Source organism: Streptomyces sp. WM6378 (assembly GCF_001279695.1).
Taxonomy (GTDB): Bacteria; Actinomycetota; Actinomycetes; order Streptomycetales; family Streptomycetaceae; genus Streptomyces.
In genome coordinates this window covers 1-20,042 of sequence record NZ_LGDD01000289.1, presented here as the reverse complement: position 1 = coordinate 20,042, position 20,042 = coordinate 1, and the positions used below count along the sequence as shown (strand labels likewise).

The following is a 20,042-nucleotide window of genomic DNA, read 5'->3' as shown; positions in this document are numbered from 1 at the left end:
AGGGGAGGGTGGGCGGGGGGGGGAGGGGCCCCACCCCCCAGATGCCCCGCAGAAACCGCCCCCCCAAGGCACGCGAGGTACAGCCGAACTAAGGCACCCGAGGTACAGCCGAAACGGCCGGGGCGTCGAAGTCGGCCGAGGCCGAGGCGGAGACCGCGGGGACGGGTAGGGCGTCTGTGCCGGGTCCCGCGCCCACGCCCCGGCCCAGGCCTCCGGCGTTGGAGGAGGCAGCGGGGGCGCCGGGGGCCGGGCCCACCACCTGCCCGGCCGCGTTCGTCGGGTTGTCGACGTTGCTGGTGGCGGGGGGTGGTGCCTTGTCCTCGTGGTCGGAGGTGGCGCCCCGGTAGACGGCGGAGAAGGCCAGGGCGACCATGCCTATGCCCATGATCACGGCGAGGAGCCAGGCGATGGGGCGGTGCCAGCGGGCTCGGCCCCGGTAGGGGCGCAGGACGCCGCCGTGGCGGCCGTAGGGGCCCGCTTCGGCGCCGCCGGACAGGCCGGGGCCGCCGAGGTCGTCCGGGTCGCGGCCGGGGCGGTAGGGGGCGTAGCCGTCGTCGTAGGGCTCGTCGTCGGGGGCTCCGGCGCCTGCGCGGGCGCGGGCCGCCTCCGCCTCGGCGCGGGCCTGGGCGGCGGCGAGCAGTCGCTCTACGGCACTGGGTTCGTGGATCTCGGCGGCGCGTACGAAGTCCTCGTCGAACACCACGGAGGCGAAGTCATCGTCCGCGCCCCCGCGGTCGTCGTCGGGCTCCCGGCCGTCCGGAAACGGCCCGCCCCCTACGTCGTCCGGCACCCGTTCAGGGTAGCCCCGGGCGGTCGTTTTGGGCAGTGAGTGGCCGAACTCGCCGTCCCGGAGCGGGAGTTACGGTCGCTTACCGGATGTGACCGTCGCCGGTCACGATGTACTTCGTCGAGGTCAGCTCGGGCAGTCCCATGGGGCCGCGGGCGTGCAGCTTCTGGGTGGAGATGCCGATTTCCGCGCCGAAGCCGAACTGGCCGCCGTCGGTGAACCGGGTGGAGGCGTTGACGGCGACGGTCGTGGAGTCGACGAGCTGGGTGAAGCGGCGGGCCGCGGCCTGGGAGGTGGTGACGATGGCCTCGGTGTGGCCGGAGGTCCACCGCCGGATGTGGGCGACGGCGGCGTCCAGGGAGTCGACGACGGCGGCGGCGATGTCGTACGAGAGGTACTCGGTCTCCCAGTCCTCCTCGGTGGCCGCGACGACGGTGGCCTTGGAGGCTCCGGCGTGGGCCCGCACCCGCTCGTCGGCGTGCACGGTGACTCCGGCGTCGGCGAGCGCGTCCAGGGCGCGCGGCAGGAAGGCGGCCGCGATGTCCTGGTGGACGAGGAGGGTCTCGGCGGAGTTGCAGACCGAGGGGCGTTGCGCCTTGGAGTTGATCAGGATGTCGACGGCCATGTCGAGGTCGGCCTGGGCGTCGACGTAGACGTGGCAGTTGCCGGTGCCGGTTTCGATGACGGGGACGGTGGATTCCTCGACGACGGTGCGGATCAGGGAGGCGCCGCCGCGCGGGATGAGGACGTCCACGAGGCCCCGGGCTCGCATCAACTCCCGTACGGATTCTCGGGTTTGGCCGGGTACGAGCTGGACGGCGTCGGCGGGCAGGCCCGCGCCTTGCACGGCGTCGCGCAGGACGCCCACGAGCGCGGTGTTGGAGGCGTACGCGGAGGACGAGCCGCGCAGCAGGACCGCGTTGCCGGACTTGAGGCAGAGGGCGGCCGCGTCCACGGTCACGTTGGGCCGGGCCTCGTAGATGATGCCGACGACGCCGAGCGGGACGCGGATCTGCCGCAGGTCGATGCCGTTGGGCAGGGTGGAGCCGCGGACGACTTCGCCGACGGGGTCGGGCAGGGCCGCCACGTCGCGCACGTCGGAGGCGATGGCGCGGATCCGCTCGGGGTTCAGGGTGAGCCGGTCGATGACGGTCTCGCTGGTGCCGGCCTCGCGGGCCTTGGCGACGTCGACGGCGTTGGCCTCGACGATCTCGGCGCTGCGCGCTTCCAGGGCGTCCGCGATGGCGAGCAGTGCCTCGTCCTTGACGGCGCGCGGAAGTGGCGCGATCTCGGCGGCCGCGGCGCGGGCCCGCTGGGCGGTCCGGGTGACCGGGGAGATGCCGTCGGAGGGAGCGGCCGGGGAGGGCGTGGTGTGCGAAGCCATGTCCGCAGACTAATGCGCGCCGGGAGGTCGTTCTGACCGTATTCCACTCCCCGAGACGGTGCCGGGGAGCGGGGTCAGAAAGGGTGGACGCCTACGGGTGCGGCCGGTGGCGGCCCGTATCCCTCGGCGAGTCGCTGGTGGTAGGTGCCGCGGTCGATGACTTCGAGGCCGACGATCTCCCAGGGCGGCAGTTTGGCCGTGGAGCGGTGTTCGCCCCACAGGCGCAGGGCCACGGCGGCCGCGTCGTGCAGGTCGCGGGCCTCTTCCCAGTAGCGGATCTCGGCGTGGTCGTTGGCGTAGCGGCTGGTCAGCAGGAAGGGGTGGTCGTGGGCGAGCTGTTCGAGGCCGCGGCGGACCTCTTTCAGCGGGGTCTCGGCTCCCGAGACGCTGAGCGTGATGTGCCACAGCCTGGGGGTGTCCCCCGGCTGTTCGGGTACCTCTCTCCGTTCGACGTCGGCCCCCGTCCCCACACTGGTCAGGGTCCGCTCAGCCGTCGTCCCTCGGGGCGCCGCCCCGGGGCGCGCTCGTCTCACCGGCGGCCTCCTGTGCTGCTGTGTGCGATGCGGTGCGGTACTGCGCGGGTTGCCGGTCCGCGTGTACCCCCGCTTCAAAGTTGACCAGCCCGAGGCCGGGCGCGGGGCGGTTTTCCTGAAGGTGTCTGTCTTATGGCTGGACTTTCAGCCGTTTCAGGGGTGCAGGACGACCAGATCGTCCCTGTGTACGACTTCGCGCTCGTAGCCGGGGCCGAGTTCCTTGGCGAGGTCGTGGGTGGAGCGGCCGAGGAGCTGGGGGATTTCCTTGGCGTCGAAGTTGACGAGGCCGCGGGCGATCGCCCGGCCCTGGGGGTCGCGCAGTTCGACGGGGTCGCCGGCGGCGAACTCGCCCTCGACGGCGGCGATTCCGGCGGGCAGCAGGGATTTGTGGCCTTCGACGATGGCGCGTACGGCTCCGTCGTCGAGGACGAGGGCGCCCTGCGGGGTGGAGGCGTGGGCGAGCCACAGGAGGCGGTCGGCGGAGCGGCGGCCGGTGCGGTGGAAGTGGGTTCCGGTGGCGCGTCCGGCGAGCGCGTCGGCGGCCTGGCTGGCGGAGGTGAGGACGACGGGGATGCCGGCGGCGGCGGCGATGCGGGCGGCCTCGACCTTGGTGACCATGCCGCCGGTGCCGACGCCGGCCTTGCCCGCGCTGCCGATCTGGACGTGCGCGATGTCGGCCTGGCTGCGGACTTCGTCTATGCGGGAGGTGCCGGGTTTCGACGGGTCGCCGTCGTAGAGGCCGTCGACGTCGGAGAGCAGGACGAGGAGGTCGGCGCGGACCAGGTGGGCGACGAGGGCGGCGAGGCGGTCGTTGTCGCCGAAGCGGATCTCGTCGGTGGCGACGGTGTCGTTCTCGTTGACGACGGGGAGCGCGCCCATGGCGAGGAGCTGGTCGAGGGTGCGGTAGGCGTTGCGGTAGTGGGCGCGGCGGCTGGTGTCGTCGGTGGTGAGCAGGACCTGTCCGACGCGTACGCCGTAGCGGGCGAAGGAGGCGGTGTAGCGGGCGACGAGGAGGCCCTGGCCGACGCTGGCGGCGGCCTGCTGTCGGGCGAGGTCCTTGGGCCGGCGGCGCAGTCCGAGTGGGGCGAGTCCTGCGGCGATGGCGCCGGAGGAGACGAGGACGATCTCCTTCTCGCCGCCGCTGCGCGCCTTGGCGAGCACGTCGACGAGCGCGTCGACCCGGTCCGCGTCGAGGCCGCCGGAGGCGGTGGTGAGCGAGGAGGATCCGATTTTGACTACGATTCTGCGGGCCTGTGCCACCTGCTGCCTTGCCACTGTCACACGGTGAAATCTATGTCAGGACGGGCGCTCGGCGCTTGGAAGTTCCAATCGGCGGACAGTCTCAACGTGACCGCACGGAGAACCTTTAAGTTCGACAAAGTACGAAAACTGGGGAAGTCATGGCCCGATGGGGTGCTGAAGCGCACACGTCCGTACCTTGCTGTTTCATACCGGCGGGGCAAATTTAGCGTCTGAAGTGAAACCTCCGCAGCCGCTTCGCCCTCCCTTCTGATGACCAGTCGAACAAACTCCACGGTGGGCGCAGGGCGGGACTCGGCTCACATGGATGCAACTAGGAGCGTGCCGGATGCCGTCGTCGCCGTCTCGTAGACGTCTGTTGCAAGTCGCCGGTGGCGGGCTTGTGGCGGCGCCTCTTGCCTACGGGGGATGGCAGTGGCTGGCACCGCAGGGCGGTTCGGGCACGCAGGGCTCGTCCGCCGGGACGACGACGGGGAAGCCCGCGTCGGCCGCGTCGGAGCAGTCGTATCTGCACGTGATCGCGCACGCGGACGACGGCATCTACTTCATGAACCCGGACCTGGAGCAGTCGATCCGCAGCGGCGCGCTCTCGGTGACGGTGTGCATGACGAGCGGCGAGTCGGACGGCCGCAACGCGGCGCCCAAGACCCCGCAGTTCAAGTCGTTGCCCACGGACCGGCCGGGTTTCGCGCGGGCTCGGATAAACGGGCTGCGCGCCGCCCACGCGCTGATGGCGACGGGTGACGACAACAGCCCGTGGTCGGTGGAGCCGGTGGAGCTGCTGCCGGGGTTCCGCTCCGAGCTGCACTATCTGCAGGCCGCTCCGCACGTCCAGTTGATCTACATGGGGCTGTGCGAGGCGCGCTATGTGAGCGTGCCGCGTCCGGTGAGCATGCGGGGTCTGTGGCTGGGCGCGATCGAGCAGTTGCCGACGCTGCCGGGCACGGGGAGTTCGGTGCGGATGCCCCGCGCCTACACGCGCGACCAGCTCACCGACGCGCTGGTGGCGGCGATCGCGCGGGTGAATCCGACGGTGATACGGACTCTGGATCCCACTCCTCTGCACGCCCCGCGCGAGACGGTGGCGATGATGAGCGCGCCGACGATACTGCGCGGGCTCAGCTATCTGGACCATCAGGACCACACCGCCTCGGCCCGTTTCATGCAGGCCGCGATGGAGCGTTACTGGGGTGCGGGCAAGGGCCGTGCCGCGTCGGTGACCAACTATTTCGGCTATCCGACGAACTACACGCCGCCGTCCCTGGACGCGGCGACCACCCGGCGCACCGCCCAGCTCCTGAACGCGTACGGCTGGGTCGACCACCGCGACTGCGGTGACCCGTCGGGCTGCGGCGACCTCAAGGTGGGCCCGAACGGTCTGAAGGCGGGCGGCGCCGGCTGGGCGCGCGGCACCCGCACCCGCGCCCCGGGCACGTCGCGCTGGCTGGCGCCGTTGAAGGACGGCCGGCTCGCGGCGTTCGCGGTGCTGAACGGCGCGGTGCGCTGCTGGGTGGAGCGGGCGGCCGGCCAGGGCCCGTGGGTGGGGCCGTTCGATGTGGTGGGCAGCGCGGGTTCGCCCCTCGACCCGCAGGTGGAGGTCGTGCGCCACGCCGACGGGACGCTGCAGCTGTTCGCGACGCGTACGGTCCTGCCGTTCAAGGGCAACAAGCACCACAAGGAGCTGGTGTGCGTCCTGCAGAGCGGTGTGGGCGCCGACGGGGTGCCCAAGTTCGGCGCGTGGAGCTCGCTCGGCACGCCGGACGCGAATCCCGACAAGTCGCTGGAGACGGGCTATCCGGCGACCGCGCTCGCCCCGGACGGCACGGTGCACGTCCTGGCGCGGAACTGGGCGGGTGATGTCGCGATGCGCAGCGGCCGGGGCGGCAAGGACTGGGGGCCGTGGCAGCTCCTGGACCACCCGCCGGGCAAGCAGCCTCCGCATCCGCTGGTGGTGGAGGGGATCGACGCGCTGGTCGACCCGTCGGGCCGGATCCATGTGGCGGCCCCGGTCGCCAAGACGGTGCTGCACTGGGTGTCCCCGGCGCCCGGCGAGCTGCCGAAGCTGTCGCCGCCGACGGGTGTGACGCCGGCGGGCAGTGCGGTGAGCCTGGTCGCGGACGGCAAGGGCGGCGCTTCGGCCGTCTACCGCCAGGCGGGCACCGCCCAGGTGGCCGTCGCCTCGCCGGGCGGTCCGGGGGCCGCGTGGAAGGTGGCGCGGCGCACCCCGGCGGGCGGCTACGGACGGGTCGCCGCGTTCCGGCTCGGCGGGAACGGCGGCGCGCTGGTCCTGGCGGTCCGGGACGACGGCGGCCGGGTCGTGCCGTCCTCGGACGAGTCGGCGCAGCCGGCCTGGGAGAGCCCGGGCGTGCAGTTCGTGGGCATACCGGGCGCGGCGCAGGATTCCTCGGGCCGGGCCGTGCTCGCGGTGCTCGGCACGGACGGCCAGCTGTACGCGTCCCGCCAGACCAGGCCGGGGGCCCGGTTCGGTGAGTGGGCGCCTGCGGCGACGGAGAGCGCGGGCAGCCGCGTCTAGGAGATGACGGAGGGGGCGGACACCTGTGGTGTCCGCCCCCTTTCGTTGTTCTCGCGGCGCCGCTACTTCACCGGGATCTTCGGTGCGGCCGCCTCGGGCTCGCCCGCCTCCTGGTGCCCCGACACCAGGATCTTGCGGGACAGCACATAGGTGAACGGGATGGCCACCACGGCGGCGACCAGCGGGGCGATGGTCTTGTTCATCCCGACCCAGTGCACGAGGGCGAACAGGCCGGCGCTCTGCACCACGAAGTTGGTGACGTTGGTGAGCGGGAAGAGCAGGAACTTCTTCCAGGTCGGCTTGGTGCGGTAGGTGAAGTAGGTGTTCAGGAAGAACGAGCCGACCATGCTGAGCAGGAAGGCGATGGTGTACGCCACGAAGTACGGCAGGTGCGCGAGGTGCAGCAGCGGCCAGTAGAAGGCGTAGAAGGTGCAGGTGTTGACGCCGCCGACGAAGCCGAAGCGGATGACCTGGCCGAGCTGACTGGGCATCAGACCACCTTGCGCTGCTGGTCGTTGCGGTACGGCTCGCGCCGCTCGACGCCCTCGGGCTTGCCGGGGAAGCCGTGCGACTCCTTGACCAGGAAGTGCGGGCGGCGCTTGGTCTCGTAGTAGATGCGGCCGATGTACTCGCCGATCAGGCCCAGCATCACCATCTGCACGCCGCCGAGGCCGACGATGATCGCGACGAGGGTGACGTAACCGGGGGTGCTCACGCCGTACGCGATGGCGGCGACGGTGATCCACAGGGCGTAGGCCGCGCCGATGCCGGCGAGGATCACGCCTAGCCAGATCGCGAGGCGCAGCGGACGGTTGTTGAAGGAGATCAGGCCGTCCATGCCGTAGTTCAGGAGCGAGCCGAACTTCCACTTGGTCTCGCCGGCCTCGCGCTGCGCGTTCTGGTAGTCGAACGTGACGGTGTCGAAGCCGATCCAGGAGAACAGGCCCTTGGAGAAGCGGTTGTACTCGCCGAGCGAGAGCAGTGCGTCCACGGCGGGCCGCGACAGCATGCGGAAGTCGCCGACGCCGTCGGTGAGCTCGACGTCGACCCACTTGTTGACCGCGCGGTAGTAGAGGCGGCTCAGGGCGGAGCGGACCTTCTTGTCGCCTTCGCGGGTGCGGCGGGCGATGATCTGGTCGTGGCCCAGCTGGTGGAGGTCGAGCATCCGCTCGATGAGCTCCGGCGGGTGCTGGAGGTCGGCGTCCATGATGACCACGGCGTCGCCGGTGGCCTCGCGGAGCCCGGCCAGCATGCCGGCCTCCTTGCCGAAGTTGCGGCTGAAGGAGACGTAGCGGGTGGCGTCCGGGTACTTGTCGGCCAGTGCCCGCAGGTGCACGAGCGTCTTGTCGCGGCTGCCGTCGTCCACGTAACAGATCTCGTACTCGATCGCGAGGGTGTCGAGCACGCTGCGGGTCTTGGCGTCGAATTGGTCGATGACCGCTTCTTCGTTGTAACAGGGGACGACGACCGACAGCTTCATCATCAGTGCTTTCCAGTAGAGGAGCGGCAGGTGCGGGTGCGGAGCGCCCCACCGATGGCGACAGCGAGCAGGGTGGCGAGTGCCGGACCGCTCACCACCGGTCCGGACGTCAGCCCGGGAGTATGGTACGAGCAGGTGACGCGGGAGCCGCTCCCGGCCGCCCTGACGGCGATCGGCCCGCCGAAGGTGCCGGTGGTGCCCGGGCGGGAGGCGGCCCGGATCGAGTGGCCGGCGGCCGTGCCCCGGGCCGGGCCGGTGGCCCGCGCGGCGTCGGCCGCCCTGTCGAGTGTCCCACGAGCGAAGCGGTCCGGGGGCGTGCGGGCGATGTCCTCGGCGTCGGCGGAGCGGAACGTCACGGGCACGCGACGGTGACCGGGCCGGCACTCGGCGTCAGCAGGACCGGGGTCGGAGGAGCGGGGCGAGATCTTCGGCACCCTGGCTCCCTCGTGCGCTCGGCTCGGTTGTCCACCGCTTCTCCCTATAGAGGGGTGTGGGCTAGCGACGGTTGCCTTCGCGCCACACATTCGGGTGACAAACCCCGGCGGGCCTGACGATGTCCCTTTTGCCGGGCGGCCGGGCGGGACCGGGCGGCTGCAGAGCACGGTAGGAATACCAGGTAGCGTTGAAGCGCCTGCGAGTAGAACAAGTGGATTGAGGTGCCAGTGCCTGACGTCTCCGTGATCGTCATCGTTTACAACGACGCAGATCGCCTGCCGACGGCTGTCCAATCGGTCTTGGACCAGACGTTGAACAGCGTCGAGGTCCTGATCGTCGACGACTGCAGCACCGACGGTTCCTTCGAGCTCGCCCAGGCACTGGAAGCTTCTCACCCGGGCCGCATCCGCGCTTTCCAGTTGCCCGAGAACAGCGGCGCCGGCGGCGAGCCCCGCAACGTGGGCATCGGCCATGCCACGGGCCGCTACATCATGTTCCTGGACAGCGACGACGTGCTGGAGCACAACGCCTGCCGGAACCTTCTGGAGGCCGCGGAACAGACGCAGGCAGACATCGTTTCCGGCCTCTGTGTACGCCTCACGCAGGGCACCCGCACCACGAAGCGCACCGAGTGGTACCCGTGGCTGTACCGGACCACGCGCACCCTGGAGTCGATCACCGAGCTCCCCGACCTGTTCGTGTGGGACACCCTCTCCACGAACAAGTGCTACCGCCGCGAGTTCCTCGTCGACAACGACCTGCGCTTCCCCAAGGGCATGTTCTACGAGGACCTGATGTTCATCGCCGAGGCCTACCTCGCCGCGAACCGCATCACCCTCATCCCCAACCAGGTCTATTTCTGGAACGTGCACGAGAAGGCGGCCGTGAAGTCGGTCACCAACCGGCGCCACGAGATGACCAACTACGAGCACCGTCTGGAGATCCACCGCCGGATCGAGGCGCTCCTGGAGCACAACGACCTGCACGGGCTGCGGCTCGCCAAGGACGTCAAGTTCCTCAAGCACGACTTGGTCCTGCACCTGCGTGACCTGCCGCACCGTGACGAGGAGTACCGCGCGGAGTTCGCCGAGCTGTCCCGCGAGTACCTGGCGGACCTCTCCCCCGAGGCGTACGACAGCGTCCTGCCGATCCAGGCGATCTGCTCCTACCTGCTCCAGCAGGGCGACTGGGACAATCTGCTGCCCGCCGTGGACGCGCTGATCCGCCGCAACACGGTGACGTCGCCGCTGATCGAGCGGGACGGCCGGATCTACTGGTGCGGCGAGCACCTGGACACCGCTGACGGCGCCAAGTTCCTGGACGTGACCGGGCTCGGCTACCACACCCGCCCGCTGACCCAGCTGGCGCTGGGCAACCGGCTGACCTCGTACGCCGACGACGGGCGCGGCAAGGTGCGGCTCGGCGGCTCGGTCGTCAATCCGCTGGGCCGGATCCGTCCCGGGGCCAAGCTGAGCGGCACCCTGGAGTTCCGGGCCCGGCGCACCAGTCTGCAGTCCTTCAAGTTCCCGCTGGCCTCGCTGAAGCACGCGGGCCAGACGCTCGACTGGACGGCCGAGGCCGATCTCGCCCGCAAGCTGCGGCCGCTCGGCATCATCGACGTGGTCTGGGACGTGTGGGTCAACCTGGACGTCGACGGCGAGAAGGTGCCGACCCGCCTGGGTGCGGGCCGCATCGAGCTGGAGTCGGCGCGTCCGCTGCGCATCCGGCCGCGCCTGACCCGCCTGGTCGCCGACCGGCTTGTGCCGGAGATCTCCGCGAAGGGCAACCTGTCGTACCTGCTGACCGCCGAGGGCCAGGCCACCGTCCGCACCCAGGAGCTGATCGGCGAGGCCCTGCAGAGCAAGGCCGCCTCGCTGGCCAAGAAGGGCCTGCGCAAGGCCCGTAAGGCCAAGAAGGACCTCAACTCGGGCGACACCAAGATCCGCGTCTACCACGAGGCGTTCTCCAAGCTGCCGATCCGCAAGGGTCTGGTGGTCTTCGAGAGCCACATGGGCAAGCAGTTCAGCGACAGCCCGAAGGCGATCTACGACGAGATGCGCCGCCAGGGCGTGCAGTTCGACGCGGTGTGGTCCTACGACGGCGCCAAGCCGACCGGCTTCCCCAAGGACGCCACGCTGGTCAAGCGGTGGAGCTACCCGTATCTGCGGGCGCTGGCGCAGGCCGAGTTCTGGATCGACAACCAGGGCTTCCCGATGAAGCTGACCAAGCGGCCCGGCACCACCTACATCCAGACGTGGCACGGCAGCGCGCTCAAGCGGATGGGCTTCGACGTGCCGCAGATGAAGCTGCTCAACCGGGCAGGCCAGGCCACCCACCAGAAGGTCCTGGACCGCTTCGACCACTTCCTGATCCGCTCCGAGCACGATGTGCGCACCCTGGCGAGCGGCTTCCGGCTGCGCGACGAGGTGCTCCTTCGCACCGGCTACCCGCGCAACGACGCGCTCGTCGCGGCGCGCGAGCAGGAGGCCGAGAGCGGCGAGCGGGTCCGCGGCCCGATCGCCGAGCAGCTCGGCATCGCCGCGGACAAGAAGGTGCTGCTCTACGCGCCGACGTTCCGCGCCTCGGAGTCCGGAGCGGTCAAGAAGTTCGAACTGCCCTTTGACGTCGAGGAGTTCGCGGACCGCTTCGGCGACCGCTACACCCTCCTGATCCGCTCGCACTACCTGAACCAGGTGGTCCTTCCGCCCTCGGTGCGCGGCAAGGTCATCGACGTCTCGCAGGGCCACGACATCACGCCGCTGCTCGCCCTGGCGGACGGTCTGATCACCGACTATTCGTCCCTGATGTTCGACTATGCTCTGCTCGACCGTCCCATGATCTTCTTCGCGTACGACTACGAGGAGTACGCGGACGAAACCCGTGGCACCTATTTCGATCTGCGCGACAAGGCGCCCGGGCCGGTCGTTGCCACCGAGAGCGAGCTGTTCGCGACGGTGGACGGCCTCAAGGCGGCGGACGCCGACTACGCGGGGGCCCGCGAGCGGTTCGCCACCGAGTTCGGCGAGTACGACAAGGGCACCGCGGCCCAGCAGATCGTTGCCAAGTTCTTCACTCCCGGGAGCGGTAAGTGACTGAAGTGACCGCCACGGACGGCGGCCGTGACATCTTCCTCGTCTCCAACGCCGTCAACGAGCTGGGCGGCGTGACCACCTGGTCTCACCAGATGGCCCGGCTTTTCGTGGAGCGCGGCAACAAGGTCCACGTCATCGGCATCACCCCGCCGTCGGTCCCGCACGAGCTGGACGACGACCTGCCGTACGCGACGACCACGCTGTACGACGCGCATCCGCCGTCGGTGGGCAGCGCGCGCGGCATCAAGGGCAAGCTGAACGTCGTCGAGCACCGCCGCCGGGCCGCCCGCGCGGCCGGCATGCACGCGCAGGCCGCGAAGCTGACCCGGCTGTTCCGGCAGGCCCGGCCCGGCGCGATCGTCATCGTCACTCAGGTGTGGGCGATGGAGTGGGTGGCGCTCGCCGACACCTCGAACGTGACCGTCATCGGCATGACCCACGAGTCGTACGAGACGTGCCGCAAGTCCTCGCGCTTCAACCGGGTCAAGCGGTTCTACAAGGACGTCGACCGGATGCTCGCGCTGACCCGCGAGGACGCCGACCTGTGGGCGCTGCAGCGCCTGGACAACGTGGGCTTCATGCCCAACCCGCTGCCGTTCTTCCCCGAGGTGCCCTCGCCCCGCACCGAGAAGCACGTGGTCAGCATCGGCCGGCTGCACGAGGAGAAGGGCACCGACCTGCTCCTGGACGCCTGGTCCGAGGTGGCTCCGGTGCACCCTGATTGGACGCTGCGGATCTACGGCTCCGGCTCCGACGAGGAGGCGCTGCGCCGCCAGTGCACCGAGCTGGGCCTGGACGGCTCGGTGGAGTGGATGGGCCGCACCGACGACCCGGCGGGCGCGCTGCGCGACGGCTCGGTCTTCACGCTCGCCTCGCGCGGCGAGGGCTTCCCGCTGTCGCTGATGGAGTCGATGGCGACGGCCGTGCCGTGCGTCGCCTTCGATGTCGCCCCCGGCATCCACGAGATCATCCGGGACGGCGAGGACGGCCTGCTCGCACCGCCCGGCAACACGCACGTCTTCGCGCGCCGCCTCAGCAGCCTCCTGGCCGACCAGGAGCTGCGCGACCGTCTCGGCGAGGCGGCCCGCGAGAACATCCAGCGCTACCGGACCGAGGAGATCGTCCGGCGCTGGGAGTCGCTCTTCGATCTGCTCCAGCGCTGACCGCCCCCGAGACCCCCTGGAATCATGAACTCATCGACCACTGTGGCCGCCGACGACAGCGCCGCTGCGGCGCGGAGCGCCGCGGACCGCCCCGAGCGGTCGGGGGCGCGCAGAGCCCTGCTGTGGACCGCGGGGACCATCACCGCCGCCACCGGCATACTCCTGGCCGTCGGCTCGTTCCTGGGCCTGTACGTGCGGCCCACCTCCGACGACTGGTGCGCCGCCTGGAAGTCCCGGGACATGGGTGTCTTCGGCATCACCTCCGACTTCTACAACACCCAGAACGGGCGGGTCACCAACGCCTTCCTGAGCGGGATCATCTACTCGGACGGCCTGGCCGGCATCAAGATCCTTCCGGTGATCCTGGTGGTCACCATGGGCATCGGCCTGGTGCTGATCGGCCGCGAGATCCTGCGGGCGTTCGGCACCCGGGCCCCGCTGCTGCTGCTGGTCGCCGTGGCTATGGTCCTGGAGACGCTGCTGTTCTTCGCGGGCACCCGCTCCTACCAGGTGCTCCTGTGGACCCCGGCGACGATCTCGCACACGATGCCGTTCATCATCGCCCTGTGGGCGCTCCTGTTCGGCATCTGGGCGTTCCGCACCGGCCGCAAGGCGCTGCGCAACAGCGCGCTGGTCCTGACCGCCGTGGTGGGCTTCGCTATCGGCACGCTGAGCGAGCCGTTCACGGTGGTCAGCTGTGTGCTGGTCGGCACGGCCGCGCTGGTGTGCCTGCCGCGCCTGAAGGTCGCCAGGAGCTGGTACCCGTTCACCTGGTCCGCGGTGTACTGCGCGGCGGCCGTGATCGGCCTCACCTTCCTGTACACCTCGCCGGGCGCCCGCTGGCGCCGGGCGCAGACGCCGCCGACGAAGATGAGCGTCGGCGACGTGTTCAAGGACTACTTCCACATCTGGGACACGATCCTGCACCAGTGGATCTACCTGGGTGCCATCGCCGCCGGTCTGCTCCTCGGCCTCGCCGTGGCCCTGCTCGCGCCGCGCCGCGAGTCCGCCGCCGCGCGCCCGCCGGCCGCGATGCTGCGCGTCATCTTCGTGCTGCCGGTCCCGCTGATGGCGCTGTGCACGCTGCTCGTGGCGTACGCGCTGCGCAGCGGCTACGGCCCGACGGGCTGGACGTACGCGCGCACCTGGATGAACTTCATGATCCCGCTGGTGATCGCGCTGTGCGGGTACGGCGTGCTGCTCGGCCACTGGGCCGGGCGCCGCATCGCCGAGCGCCGCGCGCCGCGCCTGGTGCCGATCGTGGCGACGGTCCTGGTCGGCGCGTTCGCCCTGTCGGCGACGGCGGCGCTGGTTCCGTCGGTGCAGAAGCTCGCCGTCTCGACGGTGTACCGCAGCATCGCCTGGGACAAGCAGAACGCGAAGATCCGCTCGGAGATCGCCAAGGGCGAGACGGACGTGGCGTACAAGCCGATGTACATCGGTTCGCTCGCCGAGCCGTTCTTCACCAAGAACTACCAGCGTGACTGGGTCGCCCAGTGCACCTCGAAGTTCTACGGCGTGGACCGCATCCACAAGCCGTGACGTAGCCACGACGAAGGAGGGGCGCCCCGGGTGAAATCCGGGGCGCCCCCCCCTTTTACGTATCCAGGCCTTGACCGTCCGGGTCTCAGACGGCGTCGCGGTGGTGGCGCCAGCCCTGCCACGCCGAGGAGATCATCGAGCGCACGTCGTGGTGGGCCTTCCAGCCGAGGTCCTCGGCGATGCGGTCGGCGGAGGCGACGACGCGCGCCGGGTCGCCCGCGCGCCGCGGGTGCACCTCGGGGGCGATGCCGCGGCCGCTGATCTCGTTGATCAGGTCGACCATCTCGCGCACCGAAACGCCTTCGCCGCGGCCGATGTTGACGGTCAGGTCGCCGTACTCGCCGGCCTTCGCGGACTCGGCGAGCTTGCGGGCGGCCGCCAGGTGGGCGTCGGCGAGGTCCTCGACGTGGATGTAGTCGCGCACGCAGGTGCCGTCGGGGGTCTCGTAGTCGTCGCCGAAGATGCGCGGCGGCTGACCGTCCTCCAGCTTCTCGAACACCATCGGTACGAGGTTGAAGATGCCGGTGTCGGCGAGCTCGGGGGTGGCGGTGCCGGCCACGTTGAAGTAGCGCAGGCAGCCCGTGGCGATGCCGTGCGCCTTTCCGGCCGCGCGGACCAGCCACTCACCGGCGAGCTTGGTCTCGCCGTACGGGCTCATCGGCAGGCACGGGGTGTCCTCGGTGACGAGGTCGACGTCCGGCATGCCGTACACGGAGGCGGAGGAGGAGAACAGGAAGGTGCGCACGCCCGCCGCGGCGACCGCCTCCAGGAGCACGGTCAGGCCGAACACGTTCTCCCGGTAGTAGTGCAGCGGGATCTCGACGGACTCGCCGACCTGCTTCTTGCCCGCGAGGTGGACGACCCCGGTGACGGCGTGCTCGGCGAGGGTGCGGTCCACGAGCTCGCGGTCCAGGACGGAGCCGACCACCAGCGGCACACCCTGTGGCAGACGGGCCGCGTCACCGCTGGAGAGGTCGTCGAGGACGACCACGCGCTCCCCCGCCGACGTCATGGCCCGCACGACATGGGAGCCGATGTATCCGGCGCCGCCAGTGATCAGAAAAGTCATATGCGCGTCCACGTCCTCATCGTCGCCTTGATCGAACCGTCCGGGCCAGTCTGCGCAGCTTCCCGCCGACCACCCCGAAGGCCCCCTGCACTCCGGGCGCGAGCCGCACCGCGAGCGATCCGCTCGACGTCCGGTACGGCTGCACCAGCAGAACACCGTACCGGCTGCCGGGGACGGCCGTGCGCCGCAGCCCGGACGCCTTGGCCCGCAGCGTGGTGTGCGGGCCCCGGCCGGGGCCGGTGTTCAGGCGGACCCTCAGGTCCCAGATCTGGGTGCCGCGGCCGCCCGCCGCCGCCAGCCGGGCCAGCGATACGGGGACCTGCCCGCTCCAGCCCCCCTCGGCGGCGCGCAGTGGCGCGGTGACGGTCAGGGCGCTCTCGCCGCCGTCCCTGGGCACGAACTCGATGTCGGCGCTGGCCGGGGCGCCACTCGCGGCGAGCCGTCCGTACAGCTCGTGCACGCGCAGCTTGAGGATGCCGCGCCGGCCGGCGAGCAGCGTCGCGTCGACGGCGACGGGCAGCCGGTCGGCGGGCAGCGCGTCCAGGCCGTCCAGCACCACGTCCAGGCCGTCGGCCCAGACCGGGCCGGCTGCGGCGGTGGCGTACGGCGGGATCAGGCGGGCCGGGTCGGCGGCGAGCTGGGAGAGCCGGTCGAGGTCGCGCGGGGCGTCGGCGGCGAGCACCACCTTGGCGGCCCAGCGGGCCGGGGCGGCGGCCGCGGCCACTTCGGCGGCCTCGAAGGTGGCGAGGTATTCGCGGGTCAGCCGCCACCAGTCGGCCCGGTACCCGGCGTCGCGCACGCGCAGCTCGCGCAGGTACAGGCACAGGTCGTAGTCGACGAACTTGGTGCGGCAGGCGGCCGCGAGTCCCTTGCGGTCGGCGGCCCGGAACGCCTCGACGGCCTTGGTGTGGGCGGCGATGCGCGCCTGCCAGTTGCCGACGTCCTTGCGGGCGAGCGAGATGGAGACCTGGGCGGCGGCGCGGCGCACGTGCCAGATGTAGACGAGTTCCGGCACGACGGCGATGCGGGGGGCCGCGGCGTACACGCGGGCCGTGAAGACGAAGTCCTCGTACACGAACTTGCCGTCGGGGAACCGTAGTTGACGGTTCATCAGGAAGTCACGGCGGTAGAGCTTGTTGACGCAGAGCGTGTCGTGAAGGAGCTCGGGCGCGGCCTCGGGCGACTCGTGCACGGCCGCCTCGTTGTAGAGGCCGGGCTGCCAGCGCACGTCGCGGCCGCCGGGCAGCTCGCGGCGCACGGCGCGGCCCACGGTGACCTCGGTGCCGTGCTCCTCGGCCGCGGCCAGGAGGGCGGCGACGGCGCCGGGCGGCAGCACGTCGTCGCTGTCGAGGAACATGACGTACGGGGCGGTGGCGGCGGCGATCCCGTCGTTGCGGGGCGTTCCGCACCCGCCGCTGTTCTCCGTACGCCGCACCACGCGCAGCCGGGGCTCGGTGGTGGCCAGCTGGTCCAGGACGGCGGCCGTGCCGTCGCTGGAGCAGTCGTCGACGGCCACGACCTCGGCGACGGCCGAGCCCTGCGCGAGCGCCGACCGAACGGCGTCACCGACCAGCTCGGCGTCGTTGTAGGCGATGACGACGACGCTGACGCCGGTAGGCCCGTGGGGGGTGGCAGAACTCTGGCTCACCCGGCGAATCCTACGGGAGCCCCCTGTGCCGGTTGCGCTCCCCAACCCCCTGGGGCTCCGCCCCAGCCCCCGCTCGCGCCTGAAGGGCGCTCGTCCTCAATCTCCCCCAGGGCCTCAAGGGCCAGGGGACCCCCATGACAGGCTGAAATGCCCCGATGCGGGTCGGCACCAGTACCGCCAAGGACGCGGGGCTGTGACATCGTGCGGCTTCCGCCGCGCGGGCGCGACCGGGAGGTGCCGGGTGCCCTACAGGGGCGCGGGGCTGTGACATCGTGCGGCTTCCGCCGCGCGGGCGCGACCGGGAGGTGCCGGGTGCCCTGCAGGGGCGCGGGGAACTGCGCGAGCAACCACGCACGGTCCGAGGACAAAAGACGGCGTTAGGGGCGCGGGGAACTGCGCAAACAGCCCCCGCCGGCCCGCAGCCGAACCCCGCACCCCCGCCACAGCGTCGCAGCGTCACCGCCTAGAAGGGCCCGAACTCCTTGAACTCCTGCTCGGCCTCGTCGCGCTCGGCATCGCGATCCCGGCGGCGCTGGGCAGCAGGACGGGGCGCCTCAAGGCGATGGTCCTCGCCACGACGGCCCAGCATCTCCGCGCCGGCCATCATCGTCGGCTCCCAGTCGAAGACGACCGCGTTCTCCTCGGGCCCGATGGCCACGCCGTCGCCGGAGCGGGCGCCGGCCTTCATCAGGGCGTCCTCGACGCCGAGGCGGTTGAGGCGGTCCGCGAGGTAGCCGACGGCCTCGTCGTTGTTGAAGTCGGTCTGGCGGATCCAGCGCTCCGGCTTCTCGCCACGGACCCGGTAGACCTCGTTGGCCTCGTCGAAGGTGACGGTGAAGCCCGTGTCGTCGACGGCCTTCGGGCGGATGACGATGCGGGTCGCCTCCTCCTTGGGCTTCGCGGCGCGCGCCTCGGCGACGATCCCGGCGAGCGCGAAGGACAGCTCCTTCAGGCCCGTACGGGCGACGGCCGAGGCCTCGAAGACCTGGTAGCCGCGCTCTTCCAGCTCCGGGCGGATCATGTCCGCGAGGTCCTGGCCGTCCGGGATGTCGATCTTGTTGAGGACGACGATGCGGGGCCGGTCGTCGAGTCCGCCGTACTGCTTGAGCTCCTCCTCGATGATGTCGAGGTCGGAGACCGGGTCGCGGTCGGACTCAAGGGTCGCGGTGTCCAGGACGTGCACGAGGACCGAGCAGCGCTCGACGTGCCGCAGGAACTCAAGGCCAAGGCCCTTGCCCTGGCTGGCGCCGGGGATCAGACCGGGGACGTCCGCGATGGTGTAGACGGTCGAGCCGGCCGTGACCACGCCGAGGTTCGGGACCAGGGTCGTGAACGGGTAGTCCGCAATCTTCGGCTTGGCCGCCGAGAGGACCGAGATCAGCGAGGACTTTCCGGCGCTCGGGTAGCCCACCAGGGCCACGTCGGCGACGGTCTTGAGCTCCAGGACGATGTCGGCGGCCTCGCCCGGCACGCCGAGCAGCGCGAAGCCGGGGGCCTTGCGGCGGGCGGAGGCGAGCGCCGCGTTGCCGAGGCCGCCGCGGCCGCCCTGGCCCGCGACGTAGGTGGTGCCCTCGCCGACCAGGTCGGCGAGCACGTTGCCCTGCTTGTCGAGGACGACGGTGCCGTCGGGCACGGGCAGGATCAGGTCCTGGCCGTCCTTGCCGGAGCGGTTGTCGCCGGCGCCGGGCTGGCCGTTGGTGGCCTTGCGGTGCGGCGAGTGGTGGTAGTCGAGAAGCGTCGTCACGGACTGGTCGACGACCAGGGTGACGTCGCCGCCACGGCCGCCGTTGCCGCCGTCCGGCCCGCCGAGCGGCTTGAACTTCTCACGGTGGACGGAGGCGCAGCCGTGGCCTCCGTTACCCGCGGCGACGTGCAGCTCGACGCGGTCCACGAAGGTGGTCATGGGATGTGCCTCCTGAGGGCCCCCGGCCGGAGGCTGAGGGAAAGTACGGATTGTCTATCTAGTAACACGCGAAAGGCGGACCCGCTTCCCGTGGGGGAAGTGAGGTCCGCCTCCGCTGAAACCGCTCTACGAGTGCCTAAGTGATCAGGCAGCCGGAACGATGTTCACGACCTTGCGGCCACGGTGGGTGCCGAACTGCACCGCACCGGCCTGCAGCGCGAACAGGGTGTCGTCGCCACCGCGACCGACGCCCGCGCCCGGGTGGAAGTGGGTGCCGCGCTGGCGGACCAGGATCTCACCGGCGAGCACGGTCTGACCGCCGAAGCGCTTCACACCGAGCCGCTGAGCATTGGAGTCGCGACCGTTCCGGGTGGACGATGCGCCCTTCTTGTGTGCCATGTCTCCTCAGTCCCTTACTTCGCAGCCGCGGGGATGCCGGTGACCTTGATCGCCGTGTACTGCTGGCGGTGGCCCTGGCGACGGCGGTAACCGGTCTTGTTCTTGTACCGAAGGATGTCGATCTTGGCACCCTTGTGGTGGTCCACGACCTCGGCGGTGACCTTGATGCCGGCCAGCACCCACGGGTCGCTGGTCACAGCGTCGCCGTCGACAACGAGCAGGGTCGAGAGCTCGACCGTGTCGCCAACCTTGGCAGTGGAAATCTTGTCAACCTCAACGATGTCGCCGACAGCAACCTTGTGCTGGCGACCACCGCTGCGCACGATGGCGTACACGCGGATCTCTCTCTCGCTCGATACGGAACCCTTGAAGCCAGCCATCCCGCAGAAATGCAGGGGGCCTCCCCCGGCGGACCCGGGAGGTGAGGTGCTCAGGGGCAGGCGCGTATATAAACACGCCGAGGGTCAAGGCTACGGGGCCGGGCGTGGCGGGTCAAACCAGGGTCGTTACCCGCACTCTTCGGCGACGAAACCACGCAGCCAGGCCCGGAAGTCCGGGCCCAGATCGGCCCGCTCGCTGGCGAGGCGGACGATGGCCCGCAGGTAGTCCGCCCGGTCCCCCGTGTCGTACCTGCGCCCCTTGAAGACGACACCGTGCACGGTGTCGAGCCGGTTGAGCGCGTCGGTCAGCTGGATCTCGCCGCCCCTGCCGGGCCCGGTGGTGCGCAGCACGTCGAAGACGGCCGGGTCCAGGACGTAGCGGCCGATGACGGCGAGGTTGGAGGGCGCCTCGGCCGCCTCCGGCTTCTCGACCA

The 20,042-nt window shown here is 70.8% G+C and carries 17 protein-coding genes; 4 read left to right on the top strand and 13 right to left on the bottom strand.

Going from position 1 to position 20,042, the window contains the following annotated elements; all coding sequences use genetic code 11:
* Window positions 1–88: 88 nt before the first annotated feature.
* The 4 genes from ADK54_RS22315 to proB form a co-directional block, all read right to left on the bottom strand.
* Window positions 89–790, bottom strand: coding sequence for a hypothetical protein (locus ADK54_RS22315; RefSeq protein WP_078966543.1), 702 nt, complete (start codon window positions 788–790; stop codon window positions 89–91).
* A 79-nt stretch (window positions 791–869) separates the two neighbouring features.
* On the bottom strand, window positions 870–2,171 hold the full coding sequence (locus ADK54_RS22310; protein ID WP_053727452.1) for a glutamate-5-semialdehyde dehydrogenase: 1,302 nt from the start codon (window positions 2,169–2,171) through the stop codon (window positions 870–872).
* 74 nt (window positions 2,172–2,245) lie between these two features.
* Window positions 2,246–2,704, bottom strand: coding sequence for a hypothetical protein (locus tag ADK54_RS22305; RefSeq protein ID WP_053727451.1), 459 nt, complete (start codon window positions 2,702–2,704; stop codon window positions 2,246–2,248).
* 153 nt (window positions 2,705–2,857) lie between these two features.
* Window positions 2,858–3,985, bottom strand: a complete 1,128-nt coding sequence (gene proB / locus ADK54_RS22300; protein ID WP_053727450.1) for a glutamate 5-kinase — start codon at window positions 3,983–3,985, stop codon at window positions 2,858–2,860.
* A gap of 361 nt (window positions 3,986–4,346) precedes the next feature.
* On the opposite strand from proB, the gene ADK54_RS22295 reads away from it, so the two are divergent.
* Window positions 4,347–6,497, top strand: a complete 2,151-nt coding sequence (locus ADK54_RS22295; RefSeq protein ID WP_053727449.1) for a PIG-L family deacetylase — start codon at window positions 4,347–4,349, stop codon at window positions 6,495–6,497.
* A 62-nt stretch (window positions 6,498–6,559) separates the two neighbouring features.
* Here the strand turns inward: ADK54_RS22295 and ADK54_RS22290 are convergent, their stop codons facing one another.
* The 3 genes from ADK54_RS22290 to ADK54_RS22280 are packed head-to-tail and all read right to left on the bottom strand — an operon-like array spanning window position 6,560 to window position 8,411.
* Window positions 6,560–6,988 (bottom strand): GtrA family protein, encoded by a 429-nt coding sequence (locus ADK54_RS22290; RefSeq protein WP_053727448.1) that lies wholly within the window; start codon window positions 6,986–6,988, stop codon window positions 6,560–6,562.
* Window positions 6,988–7,977, bottom strand: a complete 990-nt coding sequence (locus ADK54_RS22285; protein WP_107090595.1) for a glycosyltransferase family 2 protein — start codon at window positions 7,975–7,977, stop codon at window positions 6,988–6,990. The genes ADK54_RS22290 and ADK54_RS22285 overlap by 1 nt, the downstream gene beginning before the upstream one ends.
* 2 nt (window positions 7,978–7,979) lie before the next feature.
* Complete coding sequence (locus ADK54_RS22280; protein ID WP_159047873.1) at window positions 7,980–8,411, bottom strand: hypothetical protein; 432 nt, start codon at window positions 8,409–8,411, stop codon at window positions 7,980–7,982.
* 222 nt (window positions 8,412–8,633) lie between these two features.
* On the opposite strand from ADK54_RS22280, the gene ADK54_RS22275 reads away from it, so the two are divergent.
* The 3 genes from ADK54_RS22275 to ADK54_RS22265 are packed head-to-tail and all read left to right on the top strand — an operon-like array spanning window position 8,634 to window position 14,209.
* On the top strand, window positions 8,634–11,504 hold the full coding sequence (locus tag ADK54_RS22275) for a bifunctional glycosyltransferase/CDP-glycerol:glycerophosphate glycerophosphotransferase (protein WP_053727446.1): 2,871 nt from the start codon (window positions 8,634–8,636) through the stop codon (window positions 11,502–11,504).
* A complete protein-coding gene (locus tag ADK54_RS22270; protein WP_053727445.1) occupies window positions 11,501–12,667 on the top strand; it encodes a glycosyltransferase in 1,167 nt (388 codons plus the stop codon). The genes ADK54_RS22275 and ADK54_RS22270 overlap by 4 nt, the downstream gene beginning before the upstream one ends.
* Before the next feature lie 24 nt (window positions 12,668–12,691).
* Complete coding sequence (locus ADK54_RS22265; protein WP_159047872.1) at window positions 12,692–14,209, top strand: DUF6056 family protein; 1,518 nt, start codon at window positions 12,692–12,694, stop codon at window positions 14,207–14,209.
* 85 nt (window positions 14,210–14,294) lie between these two features.
* Here ADK54_RS22265 and galE read toward each other — a convergent pair whose 3' ends face one another.
* The 6 genes from galE to ADK54_RS22235 all read right to left on the bottom strand — a co-directional run.
* Window positions 14,295–15,278, bottom strand: coding sequence for a UDP-glucose 4-epimerase GalE (gene galE / locus ADK54_RS22260; RefSeq protein WP_053727443.1), 984 nt, complete (start codon window positions 15,276–15,278; stop codon window positions 14,295–14,297).
* Window positions 15,279–15,294: 16 nt separating this feature from the next.
* Complete coding sequence (locus ADK54_RS22255; RefSeq protein ID WP_053727442.1) at window positions 15,295–16,926, bottom strand: glycosyltransferase family 2 protein; 1,632 nt, start codon at window positions 16,924–16,926, stop codon at window positions 15,295–15,297.
* 463 nt (window positions 16,927–17,389) lie between these two features.
* Window positions 17,390–18,829 (bottom strand): GTPase ObgE, encoded by a 1,440-nt coding sequence (obgE, locus tag ADK54_RS22250; RefSeq protein WP_053727441.1) that lies wholly within the window; start codon window positions 18,827–18,829, stop codon window positions 17,390–17,392.
* Window positions 18,830–18,973: 144 nt separating this feature from the next.
* Window positions 18,974–19,228 (bottom strand): 50S ribosomal protein L27, encoded by a 255-nt coding sequence (gene rpmA / locus ADK54_RS22245; protein WP_053727440.1) that lies wholly within the window; start codon window positions 19,226–19,228, stop codon window positions 18,974–18,976.
* 14 nt (window positions 19,229–19,242) lie between these two features.
* Entirely contained in the window at window positions 19,243–19,563 is a 321-nt protein-coding gene (rplU, locus tag ADK54_RS22240) for a 50S ribosomal protein L21 (protein WP_015033583.1), read from the bottom strand.
* Window positions 19,564–19,734: 171 nt separating this feature from the next.
* The coding region (locus ADK54_RS22235) for a sugar phosphate nucleotidyltransferase (RefSeq protein ID WP_324610191.1) at window positions 19,735–20,042 on the bottom strand (308 nt) is incomplete at its 5' end.